Consider the following 17,482-nt stretch of genomic DNA (forward strand, 5'->3'; position numbering starts at 1 on the left):
GCGATCACCGTGGCAGACAAAGTTCTGACGGTCAACATCGTGACCCCAGACGGGCTGGTCTATGATCACCATGCCACGCTGGTCGTGGTCAAAACCACGACCGGTGACATGGGCATCATGGCCAACCACGAACCCGTGGTCGCGCCTTTGATGATTGGGGAAGTACGCGTTCGCCGCGTTGATAATCCCGGTCACGAAGACATGATCGCCGTTAACGGCGGGTTCATGGAGATGTCGGACAACACCTGTTCGATTGTCGCCGATTCCGCCGAACGTGCGCGCGACATCGACCTGACCCGGGCCGAAGCCGCACGCAAGCGCGCCGAGCGCCGCATCGAGGAAGCCAAGGCCAAACGTGACCAAGACGAACTCCAGCGGGCGCAAGTCGCCTTGCAGCGCGCAATTAACCGGATCAACGTTCGCCAAGGACGCTTCGGCAAGTAGGGCATTCAAGCACCGTTTCGACGGTGCTTTTTTGATGCGTCCGCCTCACCCATTGGCAGCAGTGCGTAAAACTGTTAATTTGCAGTTAAGGACCTCGCCGCCTTGTGCAAAAGCCGGTATAATTTAAAGGGCATAAGGAGGCTGCTATGACAGATTTAGGAATCACTGGCGCCGTGACGCTGGTGTCGCACTTTGTGTTCATCATGATCACCTTCAGGCTGCTCTTTGCCTTACGCTTCGACAAGCTGCTGAAGGCTAACCACGTGCGGGACAGTCAGCTGCTGATGGTGTTTTTAGCCATCGCGATCGGCTACAACGTCAGTGAGTTCTTCCTGTCGCTGCTCACCGCTGCGCACAGCCTCACTTACTTGCTGTGAGCGGTGGGCCTGGCCCTGTGGTATAATCAATCGTTAGTAATCAATTGAGGAGAGAAATTCATGGCTAAAGATATTGGGATCGATCTGGGGACGGCCAACGTCCTGATCAACGTGAAAGGGAAGGGCATCGTGCTGAACGAGCCTTCCGTCGTGGCGATCGATACGTCCACCGGCAAAGTCCTCGCCGTCGGCACCGAGGCTTACAAAATGGTTGGGCGCACGCCTGGCAACATTAAGTCGATCCGGCCGCTGAAAGACGGCGTGATCGCCGACTTTGACATCACCGAAGCGATGCTGGAGTACTTCATTAATAAGCTCAACGTTAAGGGCTTCATGTCCAAGCCCAACATCCTGATCTGCGCACCGACCAATATCACCTCGATCGAGCAAAAGGCGATCATTGAGGCCGCAGAAAAATCGGGCGGCGGTAAGGTTTACCTTGAGTTTGAGCCCAAGGTGGCCGCTGTTGGCGCGGGCCTGGACATTTTCCAGCCGCAGGGCAACATGGTCATCGACATTGGCGGCGGCACTTCGGATGTGGCGGTGCTTTCGATGGGTGAAGTGGTCACCAGCCGCTCGCTGCGCCTGGCCGGTGACAAGATGGATGCGTCAATCGTGTCCTACGTGAAGAACAAGCACAAGCTGTTGATCGGTGAGCACACGGCTGAGCAGCTGAAAATTCAAATCGGGGCGGTGTACGAAGCCGACCCGAAGCAGACCATGGAGGTGCGCGGCCGCGACATTGCGACTGGCCTGCCACGCGAAGTCGAAGTCACGGCCGTCGAGGTCGAAGAAGCGCTGCACGACACCATGATGCAAATTGTGGCCGCGGCAAAAGAAGTGCTTGAGAAGACGCCACCTGAACTGTCTGCCGACATCATTGACCGCGGTGTGATGCTGACTGGCGGTGGGGCGTTGCTCAAGGGCATCAGCCAACTGTTTGCCCACGAGTTGCGGGTGCCGGTGCTGCTGGCGGAGGAGCCGCTGGATGCCGTAGCCCTTGGGACCGGCGTGCTGCTGGACAACATCGCCCACCACAAGCAGTACTGATTGGGAGGACGTCATGTCTTCAGAATATGCCATGCGCGTGGTGCGCAAGCTGCTGATCGGCTTATTGTTAGTGATCGCAGCGCTGATCCTAGGCGCCATGGTCGGGTACGCAATCGACGGCGGCAATCCATTCAAGGTGTTTGTGCCGTCAACATGGACGCACATCCTGGATTTTTTGAAATAAGGTGAATTCTTGCGCAAAGTTGCGATGTGGCTAGTCAAAGGGTACCAGCGCTTTATCTCACCGCTGCTGCCGCCCAGCTGCCGGTATTATCCGACCTGCTCGACGTACATGATTCAGGCCTTGGCCAAGCACGGCTTCTTCAAGGGGCTGATCATGGGCCTGGCGCGAATCTTGCGGTGCAATCCCTTTGTTAAAGGGGGCCTGGATCCGGTGCCGGATTTTTTCACCGTGCGGCGTAATTCGGATCCGCAAAAGAACATGGCCGAAAGCGCGCAGTTTGACTTCCACCGATAAGGAGAACATATGCCAAAAGAACAGAAAATTACTGTCAATCAGGAGGACGTGACCCGCAACGGGCACACGGTTTCGGTCCTGACACTGGGCAAAAACGAGATTGGCTACGTCGAATCAGAGGAAGATGGCAAGCACTTTAATGCCTATCTGGCCGGGGATGCCAAGCCGCACCGGCAGAAAACCATGGATGCGGCGGTCGCGTTTCTCTTGTCCGAATATCATTTGCACCAAGGTTAAGGCCGCGCGCCACTTCGCATCTGGAAGTGGCGTTTTGACCAGTTAGGAGAGTTCTATGGCAAAAGACGTTTCGACGCGGCGCCGCAGTGAGGACCGCATCGACTACGGCATTATTTTGTCCGTCATGCTGCTGGCGTTGATCGGGATGGCGGCAATTTACATGGCGGTTTCCCACGATACCAACCCTAACGCCGGCAGCACCACCCGGGCACTCTTCATGCAGGGGCTGTGGTACGTAATCGGCGGCATCGGCATTTTCTTCGTCATGCAATTTGACGCGGAGCAGCTATGGCGAGTGACCCCAATTTTGTACGGCCTAGGCATCTTTTTATTGGTGGTCGTGCTGGTCGCGTATGATCGCGCCGTTTTCGTGAACACTGGCGCGAAAAGCTGGCTGGGGTTTGGTTCGTTCACGTTTCAGCCCTCTGAGGTGATGAAGCCGGCCTACATTCTGATGTTGGGCCGCGTGGTGACCAATCATAACGTCAGGTATGCTCACAGCACCAGCAACGACTGGCGCCTGATCGGGGAGATGTTCCTGTGGACTTTGCCCATCATTGTCCTGCTTGAACTGCAAAACGATTTCGGGACGATGCTGGTGTTCCTGGCCATTTTTGCCGGGGTAGTACTAGTTTCAGGCATCACTTGGAAGATCATTGTGCCGATTGGCGCGGCGGCCGCGGCGCTGGGCAGTGCGGCCATTTTGCTGGTCACACAGACCTGGGGGCGTGATCTGCTGGGCAAGCTGGGGTTTGCTGCGTATCAGTTCAAGCGAATCGACTCGTGGCTGAACCCGAGCGGCGCCGCGACCACCGACTCCTATCAGTTGTGGCAGTCGATGAAGGCCATTGGCTCCGGTGAAATGACGGGCCGCGGGTTCAACAACCTGCACGTCACGGTGCCGGTGCGCGAATCCGACATGGCGTTTTCCACCATTGGGGAGGCGTTTGGCTTCATCGGCTGTGCGCTGGTGATCCTGCTGTACTTCCTGCTGATCTGGCAGATGCTGCGGGTGGTGTTCGACACGCAAAATGAGTTCTACGCCTATATCGCCACCGGGGTCATCATGATGATCGTGTTTCATATCTTTGAAAACATCGGCATGAACGTCGGCTTACTGCCGATTACCGGGATCCCGCTACCCTTTATTTCCCAAGGGGGGTCATTCCTGCTTGCCGACATGTTGTCGGTGGGGATGCTGCTGTCCATGCGGTATCACCACCAGTCTTACATGTTCAGTCAGGAAGGCGAGGAGTTCAATCGGCAGTAGCCAATACGCTGGAGAGACTCAGACGTGTTTTGCGGTCTGGTCTCATCTTTTTTTAACTATTGGACTTGACAGGGTCTGGCAGACTCGGTAAACTCGAGATAATTTAATTGAGCAAACGAACGATGTGAGAGAGAGACCGTCGCGGACTGCACAGAAAACCCGGGTAGATGAGAGCGGGGTAGCAGCGATGATCGAGAATGGCTCACGGATCGGTGACGCTGAGCTTCGGCAAGGGGTCAATGGCTGGCATCCATTATCTTGCACGCGGGTGATTGCCCGTTAGTGAGGCCGACGCTTTTTGGCGTTGGTGAATTAGAATGGTACCGCGGGATAACCGCTTCTAACTTTGGTTAGAAGCGGTTTTTGTTTGTTCAAGGACAAAAATTGGAGGGAATAGTTATGAAGTGGTTTAAGCAATTGGCATTGACGGCCGCATTGGCCCTGCCTGTATTGGCTTTGGCGGCGTGTGGAAACAGCAGTAGCAACGCTAGCACGGGTTCGGCCAGCAAGCCGGTCAAGGTTGGCATCATGAGCACCGATGTCGACATCTGGAAGGACATTCAAAAGCGGCTGAAGAAACAGGACGTCAACATCAAGCTGGTGCAGTTCACCGACTACAACACGCCGAACAAGGCGCTTGAAGACGGCGACATTCAGCTCAATTCCTTCCAGCACTATGAATTTTTGGGAACCTGGAACGAGAAGCACAACAACCACATTGTTTCGGTCGGTGACACCTACATTGGCCCGATGCGCGCGTACTCCAACAAGATCAAGTCGCTGAAGGACCTAAAGAAGGGCGACAGTGTCTCCTTGCCAAACGATGCGTCTAACGAAGGTCGGGCCCTCGACCTGCTCGCGGCTAACGGCATTATCAAGGTCAAGAACGTGGCCACGCCGACGATTCGCGACATCACCGAAAACGAGCTGGACCTGAAGTTCACGGAACTGGACGCCGCCCAAACGGCCCGTTCGTTGAACGACGTCGACGCGGCGGTCGTCAACAACGACATTGCGGCCGCGGCCAATCTGAAGCCAAAAGACGCGATCGCAGTTGAAAAAATCGGCAAGAAGTCGCATCCTTGGATCAACATCATTGCTGCTAAGTCCAAAGCGGATAAGAGCAACAAGACTTACAAGAAGATCGTGAAGGCTTACCAGAGCAAGGAAACCGAAAAACAGCTTAAGAAGGTTTATAAGGGTGCGGTGCTACCGGCCTGGACTGGTAAGTATTAGTCGTTAAGAAAGAAAGGCGGTTGGTCATGGCAGAACCGGTGATCACATTAAAGCAGGTCGATGTCAATTTCAGCGAGAAGAACAAAAGTGTCCATGCGGTCGATCACGTCGATCTGACGGTGGAGCGCGGCGACATTTACGGGATTGTCGGCTATTCCGGCGCCGGTAAATCGACGCTGGTGCGGACGATTAACCTGCTTCAGCGGCCGACTAGCGGTCAGGTCACCGTGCTGGGCCAGGACATGCTGAGCCTGAATGCTTCAGACCTGCGCAGCGAGCGGCGGCGCATTGGAATGATTTTCCAGCATTTTAACCTGATGAACTCGCTGACCATTGCCGGTAACGTCGCCTTTCCGCTCAAGGGCACGTTGGTGAAGGACAAGGACAAAGACGGCAACGAGATTTTGCGTAAAATCACCAAGCAGGAGATCAGCAAGAAGGTGACTGATTTGCTTGCGCTGGTCGGCCTGAGTGAGCGCGCCACCGCTTATCCCACCGAGTTATCCGGTGGCCAAAAGCAGCGGGTTGGCATCGCCCGGGCACTGGCCTCTGATCCGGAGATCCTGATCTCTGATGAAGCGACCTCCGCCTTGGATCCCAAAACCACCAGCTCGATTTTGCAGCTGCTAGCCAGCTTGAACCAGCGGCTGGGGTTGACCATCGTTTTGATCACCCATGAAATGGAAGCCGTCAAGCAGGTCTGCAACAAGGTCGCCGTGATGGACGACGGCCGCATCATCGAACGGGGCGATTTGCTCCACATTTTCGCCGCGCCGCAGCAGCAGCTGACCAAGGACTTCATCGACACGACGATTCAAATCGATGAGGCCATCGAGGCGGTCCGCGATCAACCTGCCGTGCGCAACCTCCAGGCGCCGGACCAGTTGGTGCGCCTGACCTACGTCGGCGCGTCTACTGACCAGCCCCTGGTGGCCACGCTGTTCAAGGAATACAACGTCACCGCCAACATTTTGTTTGGCGACATTCAAATCTTACAGGGCACGCCGTTCGGCAATCTGCTGGTGGTCCTGTCCGGGACTGAGGATGACTTGAACCGGGCGTTTGACTACCTGAAGCAAAGCGACGTGACCGTGCAGCATTTGTCTGCCACCGCTGAGAAAGGAGCGACACCGCATGAATTTGATTGAAAAATTCTTCCCGAACGTTGTGCCGATCTGGAGCGGTGACGGCGGCGTGACCGAGGCCATCGGCCAGACACTGTACATGACCTGGTGGACGACGATCATTGCCTTCACATTAGGCATCATCATCGGCATCATCTTGGTGCTGACAGACGAACACGGGCTGACCGAGAATCACCCGGTGTACTGGGTCGTCGACAAGCTGGTTAATATCTTCCGGGCGATCCCGTTCATCATTTTGCTGGCCGTCCTGAATCCGGTGACTCGGGCCATTGTTGGCACCGGCATTGGGCCGCGCGCCGCACTGGTGCCGCTGGTCCTGGGCACGACGCCATTTTTCGCCCGGCAGGTGCAAAATGCGCTGCTCACCGTTGACCCCGGGGTCATCGAGGCAGCCGAGGCCATGGGTCTGTCGCCGCTTCAAATTGTCTTTCGCGTCTATCTGCGTGAAGGCCTGGGTGAGCTGGTGCGCGTCGGTGTTTTGACCATCATCTCGATCATCGGTCTGACGGCGATGGCCGGTGCGGTCGGCGGCGGCGGCCTGGGGAATTTGGCCATCGCCGTGGGCTACCAGCGCTTCGAAAACGATGTGATCTGGGTCGCGATGATTTTCATCTTGATTCTGGTCTTCATCGTTCAGTTCGTCGGCGACTGGCTGGCGCGGCGCCTTCAACATTAATCACAAGTGGTTCACCTAAACCGGTGCCTCATCTCTTGAGACGCCGGTTTTGCTGGCTCTCGAAGGCTGCTTCTGGGTGAAGTCCTTGGGACAAGGCAGTCGGCCGACCACAATTATCTCGCATGAAAGCGGTTTGCAGGGGGTCAATTCCTGCCGTACAATGAAAGTAAACAAAGTCCAGGAGGCGCTATCTTGAGCACACTAGAAATCAAAGATCTGCACGTTAAAGTGAAGGCCGAACCCGAACATCCCGAGATTTTAAAAGGGGTCAATCTGACCATTAATGCCGGGGAGATCCACGCGCTGATGGGACCTAACGGCAACGGCAAGTCGACGCTGGCTGAAACCATCATGGGCAATCCGCGCTATGTGGTCAGCCAGGGCGACATTTTGATCGACGGGCAAAGCATCATCGGCATGGCCGTCGATGAGCGTGCGCGCTTGGGCCTGTTTTTGGGCATGCAGTATCCCGCTGAGATCAACGGGGTGACGAACGCGGAGTTCATTCGGGCGGCGATCAATGCCCGCCGGCCCGATGACGACCAGATCCCAATCATGGATTTCCTGCATCAGCTCGATGACACCATGGCGCAGCTGAAAATGCCCGAGGACATGGCGGATCGTTACTTGAACCAGGGCTTTTCCGGGGGTGAAAAAAAGCGCAACGAGATCCTGCAGCTGATGATGATCCACCCCCACTGGGCGCTGCTGGACGAAATTGACTCAGGTCTTGACATTGATGCGCTGCGCATTGTCGCCGATGGCGTGAACTCAATGCGCGGTAATGACTTTTCGTCTTTGATCATCACTCATTACGAGCGCCTGCTGGATTACATCACGCCGGACGTGGTGCACGTCATGAAGGATGGCCGCATTATCGAATCCGGCGGTCCAGAGCTGGCCCACACGCTCGAGAAAACCGGCTACGAGCACCTCAAGGCGGGTGACGGGAATGATTAAACGGCTGCCTTTGGCGAACACCCCGAAGATCCCGCTTGCGCGTTACATGAAGGAAGTAAAGGACAGCCAGCCAGTGGCCGCGATGACCGTGACCGCCCCCAGTGCGATTACCGTGTCTCATCCGGCCGAGGCCAGCGGTTTTCCGCGTCGCATTTCGCTAGACGAATGGCTAACTGCCAGCCCGCAGCAAATCACCGAGATTACCGTGCCTGCCGGCTATGCAAGCGCTGAGCCGTTTCGGGTGACCGGGCCGACAGACGGCGGCGGGCTGCTATTGATTCACGTCGGTGCTGGCGCCCATGTGGCGTTTCAAGAGCGCTGGGCGAGCACCGGGACCAACCTTGGCGTCGGCGTCCTCGTGGACATCGGCGAGGACGCGCAGGTCGACTGGCTCACCTATGACGGGTTTCAGGCCAACATGGTGCTGGCGTCGCGGACGGCGGAGCTTGCCGACCGCGCAACGCTGAATTGGACGTTGGCCGGATTTGCCCAAAATTCGGGGGCGACTTTGATCAACGTCAACCTGCGCGGGACTGGTGCTTCGGCCACTGTCAACGTCGGGGTTCTGGCCAGCGGGCGGCAGCACGTCGGCTACACCACGGCTATGACCAATTATGGCCGTAAAAGTAAGGGGCACATCAACCAGCGCGGCGTGATTGTCGGCAAGGCCCACCTGATTTTTAACGGCATCGGGCACATCATCAAAGGCGCGCGCGGCAGCGATAATCAGCAGGAAAATCGGGTGCTGATGCTGGGTAAGGATTCACGCGGCGACGCCGATCCGATCTTGTTGATCGATGAAAACGACGTGACCGCTGGCCACGCCGCGTCCGTGACGCGCGTGGACAAGGCGCAGATGTATTACCTGATGAGTCGCGGCTTGCCGGAGGCGCTGGCCCAGCGGCTGGTGATCCGCGGCTTTCTGGAGGCCGGACTGCTGGAAATCACGGATAAGGATCTGAAAGCTGATCTGTTCAGGCAGATCGATGAAACCTTGGTGACCACAGATGAGTGATGAATTTCCTTTTTTCAAGCAGCATCCGGAGTTAACCTATTTAGACTCGGCGGCGACTTCGCAAAAGCCGCAAGCCGTAATCGACGCGTTAACTGCGTATTACACCGATGAAAACGCGAACGTGCACCGCGGTTTGTACAAGCTGGCCTACAACACCACGGAAACCTACGAAGCGGTGCGGGCGCAGGCGGCGCACTTCATCAACGCGCCCGCGGCTGACCAAATTGTTTTCACCCGCAGCACGACGGACGGGTTGAACCTGGTCGCTTCAAGTTTTGGCCCGCTGGCGGTGCACGAAGGTGACGAGATTCTGGTGTCCGGCGCCGAGCACCACAGCAACTTTATTCCTTGGCAGCAGCTGGCCAAGCGCACCGGGGCCAAATTTGTGGTGGCCCCAGTGACCAAAGCGGGCAACACGAATCCCGCCGCAATCGAACGGCTGCTGACGCCGCGCACCAAAATCTTGGCGCTGGCGCAGGTGACCAATGTGGCCGGTGGGGCAGTCGCCATTCGTCCGCTGGCGGACCTCGTGCACGCTCGAGGCGGTTACATGGTCGTCGACGGCGCGCAGGCGGTCGCTCATATGAAGGTGGACGTGCAGGCGCTCGGGGCGGATTTTTACGCGTTTTCCGGGCACAAGATGTACGGCCCAACCGGGATCGGCGTGCTGTATGGGCGCGCGGACCTGCTGGCGGCCATGCCGCCGGTGCAGTTTGGCGGTGAGATGATCGACGAGGTGCAGGATGCGGTTTCGACTTGGGCGGCAGTGCCGCTCAAGTTTGAGGCCGGCACGCCGAACATCGCCGGCGTCTTCGGCCTGAAAGCTGCGCTGGATTACGTCTCGCACCTGAACATGGCAAACGTGTCAGCCCATGACCACGCGCTGGTCCAGCAGCTGCGAGCCGGCCTGGCCAAGATTCCCGGCATTACCCTGTACGGGGATGACCAGAGTATCGGCATCGTGTCCTTCAACTTGGCCGGGGTGCACCCGCATGACCTGGCAACCGTGCTCGATGAAGCCAATATCGCGGTGCGGGCGGGCCATCACTGCGCCCAGCCGCTGATGGCGCGGCTGGGGGTGCCGGCAACGGTGCGGGCCAGTTTTGGGGTGTATAATACGCCTCAAGACGTCGAGGCGCTGATTGCCGCAGTTGACGAGGGGAGGCAGTTTTTCCATGAGTCTGACTAAGCTGGATCAACTATACCGCCAGGTGATTTTGGATGAAGCCAACCACCCGCGGCATCATGGCGTGTTGGCTGACCCGACCAGCCAAGTGACCCTGCGTAATCCGAGCTGCGGGGATGTGCTCAAGCTGCAGCTGCAGCTCAAGGATGGCAAGGTCGCAGACGCGGCGTTTTCCGGTTCTGGCTGCACCATTTCGCAGGCCTCTGGCAGCCTCATGACCGATCAGATCATCGGCAAAACGCCGGCGGAAGTGGCAACGATGGTCGAGACGTTTTCCGATTTGGTGATCAACGGCAGCGTGCCGGATGAAAAAGTGCTGGGGTCGGCCTCGATCCTCAAGGGCGTCCACCAGTTCCCGGCGCGCATCAAGTGTGCGACGCTGGCGTGGAAGGCGGCCGCTCAAGCATTAACGGAAGGTGAACAACATGACTGAAACCAAGAACACCAAAAATAATGAAGCCGTGGCATCACAGGTCGATTTTCTCGATGATGAGAACCCCGGTGACTTCAAGGACGACATCAAGCTGGTTTACTCGACCGGCCGCGGGCTGACCGAGCAGAAAGTGCGGGAGATCTCCGCGGAAAAAGGTGAGCCGCAGTGGATGCTGGACTATCGGCTGGCGGCGTATAAGACCTACAAGAAGCTGCCATTCCCCGATTACGGTCCTGATCTGTCGGATCTTAATTTGGACAAAATGCTGTACTTCCAGAAGGCGACCGACAAGACCTACCGCGATTGGGCCGACGTGCCTGACGACATCAAGCGCACCTTCGATCGCCTGGGCGTGCCGCAGGCCGAGCGCAAGTACCTCGCCGGCGCCTCGGCGCAGTACGAGTCTGAAGTCGTTTACCACAACATCAAGAAAGAGTTCGATAAACTCGGCATTATTTTCATGGACATGGACTCGGCGTTGAAGCAGTATCCTGACTTGGTGCACCAATACTTCGGAACGCTGGTTCACCCGTCGGACAACAAGTTTGCCGCGCTGAACGGGGCGGTGTGGTCAGGCGGCTCGTTTATCTACGTGCCAAGAGGGGTTCAAACCGACGTGCCGATTCAGGCGTACTTCCGAATCAACGCGGAAAACTCCGGCCAGTTCGAACGCACGCTGATCATTGTGGAACCCGGCGCGCACATCAACTACGTGGAAGGGTGCACGGCCCCGAACTATTCCAGCGATTCGCTGCACGCGGCGGTGGTCGAGGTGTTTGTCCAAGATGACGCGTACTGCCGCTACACGACGATTCAGAACTGGTCCAAGAACGTCTTCTCGCTTGAAACCAAGCGGGCGCAGGCGATGAAAAATGCGACCATGGAGTGGGTCGATGGCAACCTCGGCAGCAAGACCACGATGAAGTATCCATCGGTGTACCTGGACGGGGAAGGCGCGCGGGGGACGATGCTGTCCATCGCCGTGGCCGGCGCCGGGGTCGACCAGGATAACGGGGCGCGCATGATTCACAACGCGCCAAACACGTCCTCAAACATCGTGTCTAAGTCCATCGCCAAGGACGGCGGCGCGGTGGATTATCGGGGGACCGTGCGCTTCACCAAAAAGGCAGACAACTCGTTTTGCCATGTGGAGTGTGACACAATCCTGATGGACGAAAAGTCGACATCAGACACAATTCCGTTCACAGAGATCAAAAATGCCAATGTCGCGATGGAGCACGAGGCAAAAGTGTCCAAAGTCTCTGAGGAGCAACTGTATTATCTAGAAAGTCGAGGCATTCCCGAGGCCAAGGCCACTGAAATGATCATCATGGGCTTTGTGGAGCCGTTCACCAAGGAGCTGCCAATGGAGTACGCCGTGGAGCTGAACCGGTTGATCTCGATGGAAATGGACGGGTCAGTCGGGTGATTCTGACCGGCTCGCGCAGCATTCAGGCTGACTGCGGTCGGCCTTTTTTCTTGGCCGCGCGGTGCGTCATCGGCTGGCGAAGGGTTTCGCAAGCAGGTCGCAATGGTATAATGACCGCAGGAGGTGGGGTCATGAGCGAAGACTTAAACGACTTCATCAAAGCCAAAGCACTGGGCCTTTCGACCATCAAGCCGGACGAAAAGCGGGCGTTTTTGGGTAATTTTCGCGAGCGCGTCGCCATGGCAGTGACCATTCGCCAGCTGCACGATGAACGCATTGCGAACCTGTTGGACGAGGTGCTGAGCCGATACCCGCAGTATCGGGTGTATCTCAACGGCCGCATGCCGCAGGAAATGGTGGCATTTTACATGAAGCAGGCCCTGGCCCATGACATCCCGTTCACGATCATGGCGCAGCCGGGCATGCGCGTAAAAAAAGACCCGAGTGCCGATGATTTCGGCTGGGTGCTGGCCGACCCGAAAAACAAAATTGACCGGCCGATCCTACTTTAAGGAGGGCGATTCGTGGATTCGCAAGTAGAAACAACCATTAAGAAAATTAGAGACCTGCGCAGGCAGTTGCATCAAGGTAAGGTGTTTCGCAGTTTGCCGAATGATCTGCGGCAAATCATCACCGCCGTTGAACCTGCCGCCCCAACACCGGTGACGCTGCCCGACGACGACGCGGCCGCCTTGGCCAAAATAGGTGAGATCGAGGAGCGGCTGAAAGCCGAAAAGGCCATGCAGGTCAGCGATAGCGAGCTGCGGTACCTGATCGGCCACCTCGCCTCGACTTCGCCAGCAGTGCGCGACAAAGGCGTGTTTTTTCTGTTGTCCGACTTATTTCAAGCCGACGCGTTCACGGAAAAGCAGGTGGCCTGGCTGTTCACGACATTGCAGCGCAAGGACATCCTGTTTGCTCACATCACCGAACCGCAAAATGATGCCGTGTTCCTGCGCAGTTTCGCAGTCATGCTGCTGTCAGGTCTGGTGTACGCCGATCTGAACCGGTATCACCTGCTGACGCCGCGGCAGTTTGAAAACTTGTTGGTCAACCTCTGCGCCTACATTACCCTGGAAAAAGATGGTCGCGGGTACGTTGCAGAGAAGGGCTGGGCTCATGCGTATACGCATATCGGCAACTTGGCAGATGAGCTTAGCCAGGTGCCCAGCCTCACCCGCGGCGACAAACTCCTGTTGATGGCAACGGTGGTTGAGGGCTGGCAAACCGTGGCCGACTCGCTGGTGTTTGGCGAGGATCAGCGGGTGTCGTCCTATCTGGTGAACTTGGCCACCAAAAACCAGTTTTATGCGGATGCCTTGGTTATGTGCCTCACCGCCTGGCAGCAGCGCCTGCGCAACTTGAAACCGCAGGAGGATTTGGCCTTTTGGACGCGCTGGTACAATCGGTCCCGGCTGCTTGAAGCCCTTCTGATGCGGGCTGATCTGCCCAAAGTGGTGGTCGATTATCTGCAAAAAATCATTGACGCTTATTGATAAATTTAATGATAGTTACGATTTTCTCATTCATCTGAACGTAAGCAAAACTCTGGCCTGTCGGGATTCCCGACAGGCGTTTTTAATAAATATATTTAAGCGTTTGAGAAGATGTTCACACTGTTATAATCATTACATTCGTTACATTAGATAAATTGAATGGTCACTAACAGTAAAAAGTAGTCAAAAAACATAATTTCAAGTATAATCAAGGCATTGCAGGGGAGCGGCACGGGCTGCTCGCTGGAACAAGCAAAGGAGTGGAAACATGAGTAAGCTGCAGCCGGCATTACGTATCAAAGGGGAGAACGTCCGGCATATCCGCAAGTTGCGCGGACTGAGTCAGGCCGAGCTAGCGGAAGGTATTTGCACGCAGGCCACCATTAGCCTGATTGAGAAACGCAACAAGGTACCCAGCATGAACATCCTGATCCGGTTGGTCAACCGGCTGGGCATCACGCTTGACGACGTCGTGGTAGAAAATCAAGATCGCATTCAGCAGGCCCTCAGTGCCGTTTCGAAAACAATTCGCCGCGGGGATTACCAGGGGGCAGCGGCGCTATTGAAGAAGGTCAATGAGAAACGGGTGACCCGCGCCGAGGATCAGCGTAACTATTTTTACTTTGCGGGCATGATCGAATTGTTCGTCAGTCATAATCTGGACGAAGCGGTGTATTACTTTGGTCGCGTCCTTAATGGGACCGGGGCGGCAGCCGGCGACGTGCCAGGAATCATGGCGACTTTGGGGCTGGCCCTGGCCTATGCCGAACAGGGCAGCGCCGAGCGGGCGCGAGTTTACCTGGATCAAGCCGTCGCGCGTCTGAAGGACGGGCCGCTGAATGAAAAGCGGTATTTAGATGTGGAACTCACTGTGTATTGGCACATCAGTCGCATTTATTATGAGCTGGGCGAAGACGCGGCCGCCCTGAAAAACACCCAGCTGGGAATCGGACTGGCCGTTCGCAACGACAGTTTGTTCTTGCTGGCGGAGTTTTACATGCTGCAGGCGCGCGTCCAAACTAGGCTGGCCGATGCGCAGGCCGCCCAGTCGCAGTCAATCGCGCTGGCCTTGGCGCGGGTGACCCATCAAAGCGAACTCATTGCCAGTTTGGGTGACCTTGATCCGGCGGTTTCAGCTTAAGTCCGACCAAAGACAGGCGAAAACAGCGCCCGGCGATTGAATCGCTGGGCGCTGTTCCTTTATCTAATTTGCTGATTTATCCTTTGGCCGCTTCGTGGAAGACAGCGCCGGTTGATTGTTCAGATCCGTCCGCACGACGAGTACGTCGCACTTTGCGTTTCTTGTCACGTACTCAGTGACACTGCCGATCAGCAGGCGCTCCACCGCATTCAGCCCGGTGGCGCCAATCATGATCAAATCGATATTTTTCTGCTTTGGAATATCCCGCGCAATGATTGTTTTCGGGGCGCCGTACTCGATGGAGTAGGAGACTTTGTCGAGGCCCGCTTTGTGCGCCTGCTCAATGTAGCCCTCCATGGTTTCCTTGGCCGTGTCTGCGACTTGCTGGACCATGGCAGAATCAAAGCTTGAGACGTTGTTGAAGGCTCTGGTATCCACGATATGGATCAGGAACAATTCGCCACCATTGCGTTTGGTCACAGCGACCGCCTTTTGAAAGGCGAGCTCAGATTCATAGGAGCCATCGATCGCCACTAGAACGTGCTTGTATTGTTGTAACATGCCCATCACCTCTAACTTCATTGTAGCCGAATGCTGGGGCAAAGTGAAACGATTTCACACGCCGGCAAAGCGCTTGGCTAGTCGGCCAAATAATGTGGTACGCGCAAGCCCAAAATTCCTGCCGCCAGCGCGCCGATGATCAGGGCCAGCGCTTCCAGCCAGCCGGTGAGGAAAATTGCCGCCGCCACGGCCAACACCCCGGCGATGACAAACAGCACCGCAAACCGGCCCAGTTCGCGCTGGGCGGCTTCAGCCAGCTTGGGGATGCCTAGAAAACCTCGGCGCTGATGGGTCCGGATGTAATAGGCGAGGGTGAATAAGATCACGGCAAAGATGATGAAGATGATTCTGAACATGACGGCACTCCTCTGCTTGTTGATGGTACTATCCTAGCATATCTGGCCGGGGGCCGCGCGGGGATTTTTCACAGCCTGGCCTCACAGGGCGCCGGGCTGACACTGCAGGGCGGCTAGCTGCACGCGTGCCAACTTGTCGCTTTCGATGCTTGAACCAGCCGATCCACGCTTAGAGTCGCGCCAGTGATGTCCCGGCAATGGCCGAAGCAAGGCCACTGATTCCGCTCAAACCGCCAGTTCATCGCCCCTTGGTACGAAAAAAAAGACCGACATTTGCGTCGGCCAAAGTCCAAAGACTTTTGTGAAAGGCTAAATGGTGCCGTCGAGTACCCGAATTGTTGAAACCCGCGATTAGGCAAGTGGGCCCGGACGACAAATGCGTTAGCCATTCAGTGAGAGAACAGCACGGCACCTGCCACTTCTGGTCCCAAGGTATTGAGACTGTTCGGTCAACTAATAGATGGGGACCGCGAACACCTTAGGTACTTCCATGCTTTTACTCTATCACTGACGGCCAAAACTTGCAAGAATTCAGCCTAGAGAAAGCGCTGTAAAATGCACTGCAGCACGGTTGTGAGCGCTTGCGCTCACGCCTTTTTGCCACGCGCCAGCGCCTGCAGTCGTGCGAGTTGCTGACTTAAGGCCTGCTCGTACTTGCCGGTGGTTTTCGGCTGGTAGTAATGGGTGTTTTTGAGGTTAGCCGGCATGTAGGTCTGTTTCACCCAGCCGCCTGGGTAGTTGTGGGGCAGCTTGTAGCCGACGCCGTGGCCGAGTGCTTTGGCGCCCTGGTAGTGGGCGTCGCGCAGATCGTCGGGAATCGTGCCGGCCTTGCCTGCGGTGACATCCGCGATCGCCGCATCGATGGCGCTGATTGCGGAGTTGGATTTGGGCGCCAGACACAGGTCGATCACCGCGTTGGCCAATGGAATCCGGCCTTCGGGTAGCCCGAGGCGCTCGGCGGCCTGAATCGCCGTCAGCGTGCGGCTGGCCGTCTGCGGGTTGGCAAGCCCGATATCTTCATAGGCAATCACCAGCAGCCGCCTTAAAATGCTGGGCAAATCACCAATGACGATGAGTCGGGCCAGGTAGTGCAGGGCGGCATCGACGTCCGAGCCGCGGATCGATTTTTGAAAGGCGGAGATCAGGTCGTAGTGCGCATCACCGTCAGCGTCACCGTCAAGCGCTCGCTGCTGAAGGGACTGGTGCATGACTTCAGCGGTGAGGTGAATCTTGCCTGCTTTTTCAGGGGTGGACAGCGTGGCGAGCTCCAGCGCATTGAGGGCCGAGCGCAGGTCGCCGTTGGTTGCCGTGGTCAGGTAGTCGCGGGCCTTGTCATCAAGTACGACCGGATACTTGCCTAAGCCGCGTTCGTCGTCTGCCAACGCCCGGTCGACGGCGGTGCCAATGTCTTCCGGGGTCAGCGGATGCACCTGAAAAATCTGGGTGCGGCTGCGAATGGCGGGCTGGATACTCATATAGGGATTTTCAGTCGTGGCGCCGATCATGACGATTCGGCCCGATTCAAGCAGCGGCAGGAGAAAGTCCTGCTTGGTCTTATCGAGACGATGGATCTCGTCGAGCAAGAGGATGACCGTCCCACTCATCTTCGCTTCCTCTGCGACGATTTGCAGGTCCTTCTTAGTGTCGGTGGCGGCGTTCAGCATGCGGAAGGCGTACTTGGTCGCGCCGGCGATGGCGCTGGCGATGCTGGTCTTGCCCGTGCCGGGCGGACCATACAAAATCATCGAGCTCAGGCGTTTGGCCACGACCATGCGGCGGATGATCTGACCTTCCCCGACTAGATGTTGCTGGCCGACGACCTCATCCAAGTTGCGCGGCCGCATGCGGTACGCGAGTGGCTGTTGCATATCCATCCTTCTTTCTATCCTTCCAGTCTAGCAGGCTCTTTCGGGGACCTCAATTTTCAAGTCAAGTGCAACGATGATAACGAATTCTTGATAGTGGTCTAGGCTGTTACGCCATGCATCGGTA

The 17,482-nt window shown here is 56.7% G+C and carries 21 protein-coding genes; 18 read left to right on the forward strand and 3 right to left on the reverse strand.

What is annotated here, in order from left to right; genetic code table 11:
- The first annotated feature begins 3 nt into the window (after positions 1–3).
- From EKM86_RS07775 to EKM86_RS07860, 18 genes are all read left to right on the forward strand, one after another.
- Positions 4–444: a F0F1 ATP synthase subunit epsilon gene (locus EKM86_RS07775; protein ID WP_374706438.1), complete on the forward strand. Its 441-nt coding sequence runs from the start codon at positions 4–6 to the stop codon at positions 442–444.
- A 146-nt stretch (positions 445–590) separates the two neighbouring features.
- Entirely contained in the window at positions 591–821 is a 231-nt protein-coding gene (locus EKM86_RS07780) for a DUF1146 family protein (protein ID WP_054662028.1), read from the forward strand.
- A 60-nt stretch (positions 822–881) separates the two neighbouring features.
- Positions 882–1,871 carry a rod shape-determining protein gene (gene mreB / locus EKM86_RS07785; RefSeq protein WP_125756745.1) on the forward strand — a complete coding sequence of 330 codons (990 nt, stop codon included), beginning with the start codon at positions 882–884 and terminating at the stop codon, positions 1,869–1,871.
- A 13-nt stretch (positions 1,872–1,884) separates the two neighbouring features.
- Entirely contained in the window at positions 1,885–2,055 is a 171-nt protein-coding gene (locus EKM86_RS07790) for a DNA-directed RNA polymerase subunit beta (protein ID WP_125756747.1), read from the forward strand.
- Positions 2,056–2,079: 24 nt separating this feature from the next.
- Positions 2,080–2,349 carry a membrane protein insertion efficiency factor YidD gene (gene yidD, locus EKM86_RS07795; RefSeq protein ID WP_379909601.1) on the forward strand — a complete coding sequence of 90 codons (270 nt, stop codon included), beginning with the start codon at positions 2,080–2,082 and terminating at the stop codon, positions 2,347–2,349.
- A 9-nt stretch (positions 2,350–2,358) separates the two neighbouring features.
- Entirely contained in the window at positions 2,359–2,586 is a 228-nt protein-coding gene (locus EKM86_RS07800) for a DUF2969 family protein (protein WP_125756751.1), read from the forward strand.
- A 55-nt stretch (positions 2,587–2,641) separates the two neighbouring features.
- Positions 2,642–3,856, forward strand: coding sequence for an FtsW/RodA/SpoVE family cell cycle protein (locus EKM86_RS07805; RefSeq protein ID WP_125756753.1), 1,215 nt, complete (start codon positions 2,642–2,644; stop codon positions 3,854–3,856).
- A gap of 399 nt (positions 3,857–4,255) precedes the next feature.
- On the forward strand, positions 4,256–5,092 hold the full coding sequence (locus tag EKM86_RS07810; RefSeq protein WP_125756755.1) for a MetQ/NlpA family ABC transporter substrate-binding protein: 837 nt from the start codon (positions 4,256–4,258) through the stop codon (positions 5,090–5,092).
- Between the two features lie 26 nt (positions 5,093–5,118).
- Positions 5,119–6,240, forward strand: a complete 1,122-nt coding sequence (locus EKM86_RS07815) for a methionine ABC transporter ATP-binding protein (protein WP_125756757.1) — start codon at positions 5,119–5,121, stop codon at positions 6,238–6,240.
- Positions 6,227–6,913, forward strand: a complete 687-nt coding sequence (locus EKM86_RS07820) for a methionine ABC transporter permease (RefSeq protein WP_125756759.1) — start codon at positions 6,227–6,229, stop codon at positions 6,911–6,913. Before EKM86_RS07815 ends, EKM86_RS07820 begins: the two co-directional genes overlap by 14 nt.
- A gap of 192 nt (positions 6,914–7,105) precedes the next feature.
- Positions 7,106–7,873 (forward strand): Fe-S cluster assembly ATPase SufC, encoded by a 768-nt coding sequence (sufC, locus tag EKM86_RS07825; protein ID WP_125756761.1) that lies wholly within the window; start codon positions 7,106–7,108, stop codon positions 7,871–7,873.
- A complete protein-coding gene (locus EKM86_RS07830; RefSeq protein WP_125756763.1) occupies positions 7,866–8,888 on the forward strand; it encodes a SufD family Fe-S cluster assembly protein in 1,023 nt (340 codons plus the stop codon). Before sufC ends, EKM86_RS07830 begins: the two co-directional genes overlap by 8 nt.
- On the forward strand, positions 8,881–10,077 hold the full coding sequence (locus EKM86_RS07835) for an aminotransferase class V-fold PLP-dependent enzyme (protein WP_125756765.1): 1,197 nt from the start codon (positions 8,881–8,883) through the stop codon (positions 10,075–10,077). The genes EKM86_RS07830 and EKM86_RS07835 overlap by 8 nt, the downstream gene beginning before the upstream one ends.
- Positions 10,064–10,507 (forward strand): Fe-S cluster assembly sulfur transfer protein SufU, encoded by a 444-nt coding sequence (sufU, locus tag EKM86_RS07840; protein ID WP_125756767.1) that lies wholly within the window; start codon positions 10,064–10,066, stop codon positions 10,505–10,507. The genes EKM86_RS07835 and sufU overlap by 14 nt, the downstream gene beginning before the upstream one ends.
- On the forward strand, positions 10,500–11,936 hold the full coding sequence (gene sufB / locus EKM86_RS07845; RefSeq protein WP_125756769.1) for a Fe-S cluster assembly protein SufB: 1,437 nt from the start codon (positions 10,500–10,502) through the stop codon (positions 11,934–11,936). Before sufU ends, sufB begins: the two co-directional genes overlap by 8 nt.
- A 131-nt stretch (positions 11,937–12,067) precedes the next feature.
- On the forward strand, positions 12,068–12,448 hold the full coding sequence (locus EKM86_RS07850; protein ID WP_125756771.1) for a DUF1694 domain-containing protein: 381 nt from the start codon (positions 12,068–12,070) through the stop codon (positions 12,446–12,448).
- 12 nt (positions 12,449–12,460) lie between these two features.
- Positions 12,461–13,432, forward strand: coding sequence for a DUF2785 domain-containing protein (locus tag EKM86_RS07855; RefSeq protein WP_125756773.1), 972 nt, complete (start codon positions 12,461–12,463; stop codon positions 13,430–13,432).
- A gap of 268 nt (positions 13,433–13,700) precedes the next feature.
- A complete protein-coding gene (locus EKM86_RS07860; protein ID WP_125756775.1) occupies positions 13,701–14,573 on the forward strand; it encodes a helix-turn-helix domain-containing protein in 873 nt (290 codons plus the stop codon).
- Between the two features lie 63 nt (positions 14,574–14,636).
- Here EKM86_RS07860 and EKM86_RS07865 read toward each other — a convergent pair whose 3' ends face one another.
- From EKM86_RS07865 to EKM86_RS07875, 3 genes are all read right to left on the reverse strand, one after another.
- Positions 14,637–15,134: a universal stress protein gene (locus EKM86_RS07865; protein WP_125756777.1), complete on the reverse strand. Its 498-nt coding sequence runs from the start codon at positions 15,132–15,134 to the stop codon at positions 14,637–14,639.
- A 77-nt stretch (positions 15,135–15,211) separates the two neighbouring features.
- Entirely contained in the window at positions 15,212–15,490 is a 279-nt protein-coding gene (locus EKM86_RS07870) for a hypothetical protein (protein ID WP_125756779.1), read from the reverse strand.
- Positions 15,491–16,077: 587 nt separating this feature from the next.
- Positions 16,078–17,358 (reverse strand): replication-associated recombination protein A, encoded by a 1,281-nt coding sequence (locus tag EKM86_RS07875; protein ID WP_125756781.1) that lies wholly within the window; start codon positions 17,356–17,358, stop codon positions 16,078–16,080.
- Between the last annotated feature and the right edge of the window lie 124 nt (positions 17,359–17,482).

This window comes from Lacticaseibacillus hegangensis, from assembly GCF_003946465.1.
Classification (GTDB): Bacteria; Bacillota; Bacilli; order Lactobacillales; family Lactobacillaceae; genus Lacticaseibacillus; species Lacticaseibacillus hegangensis.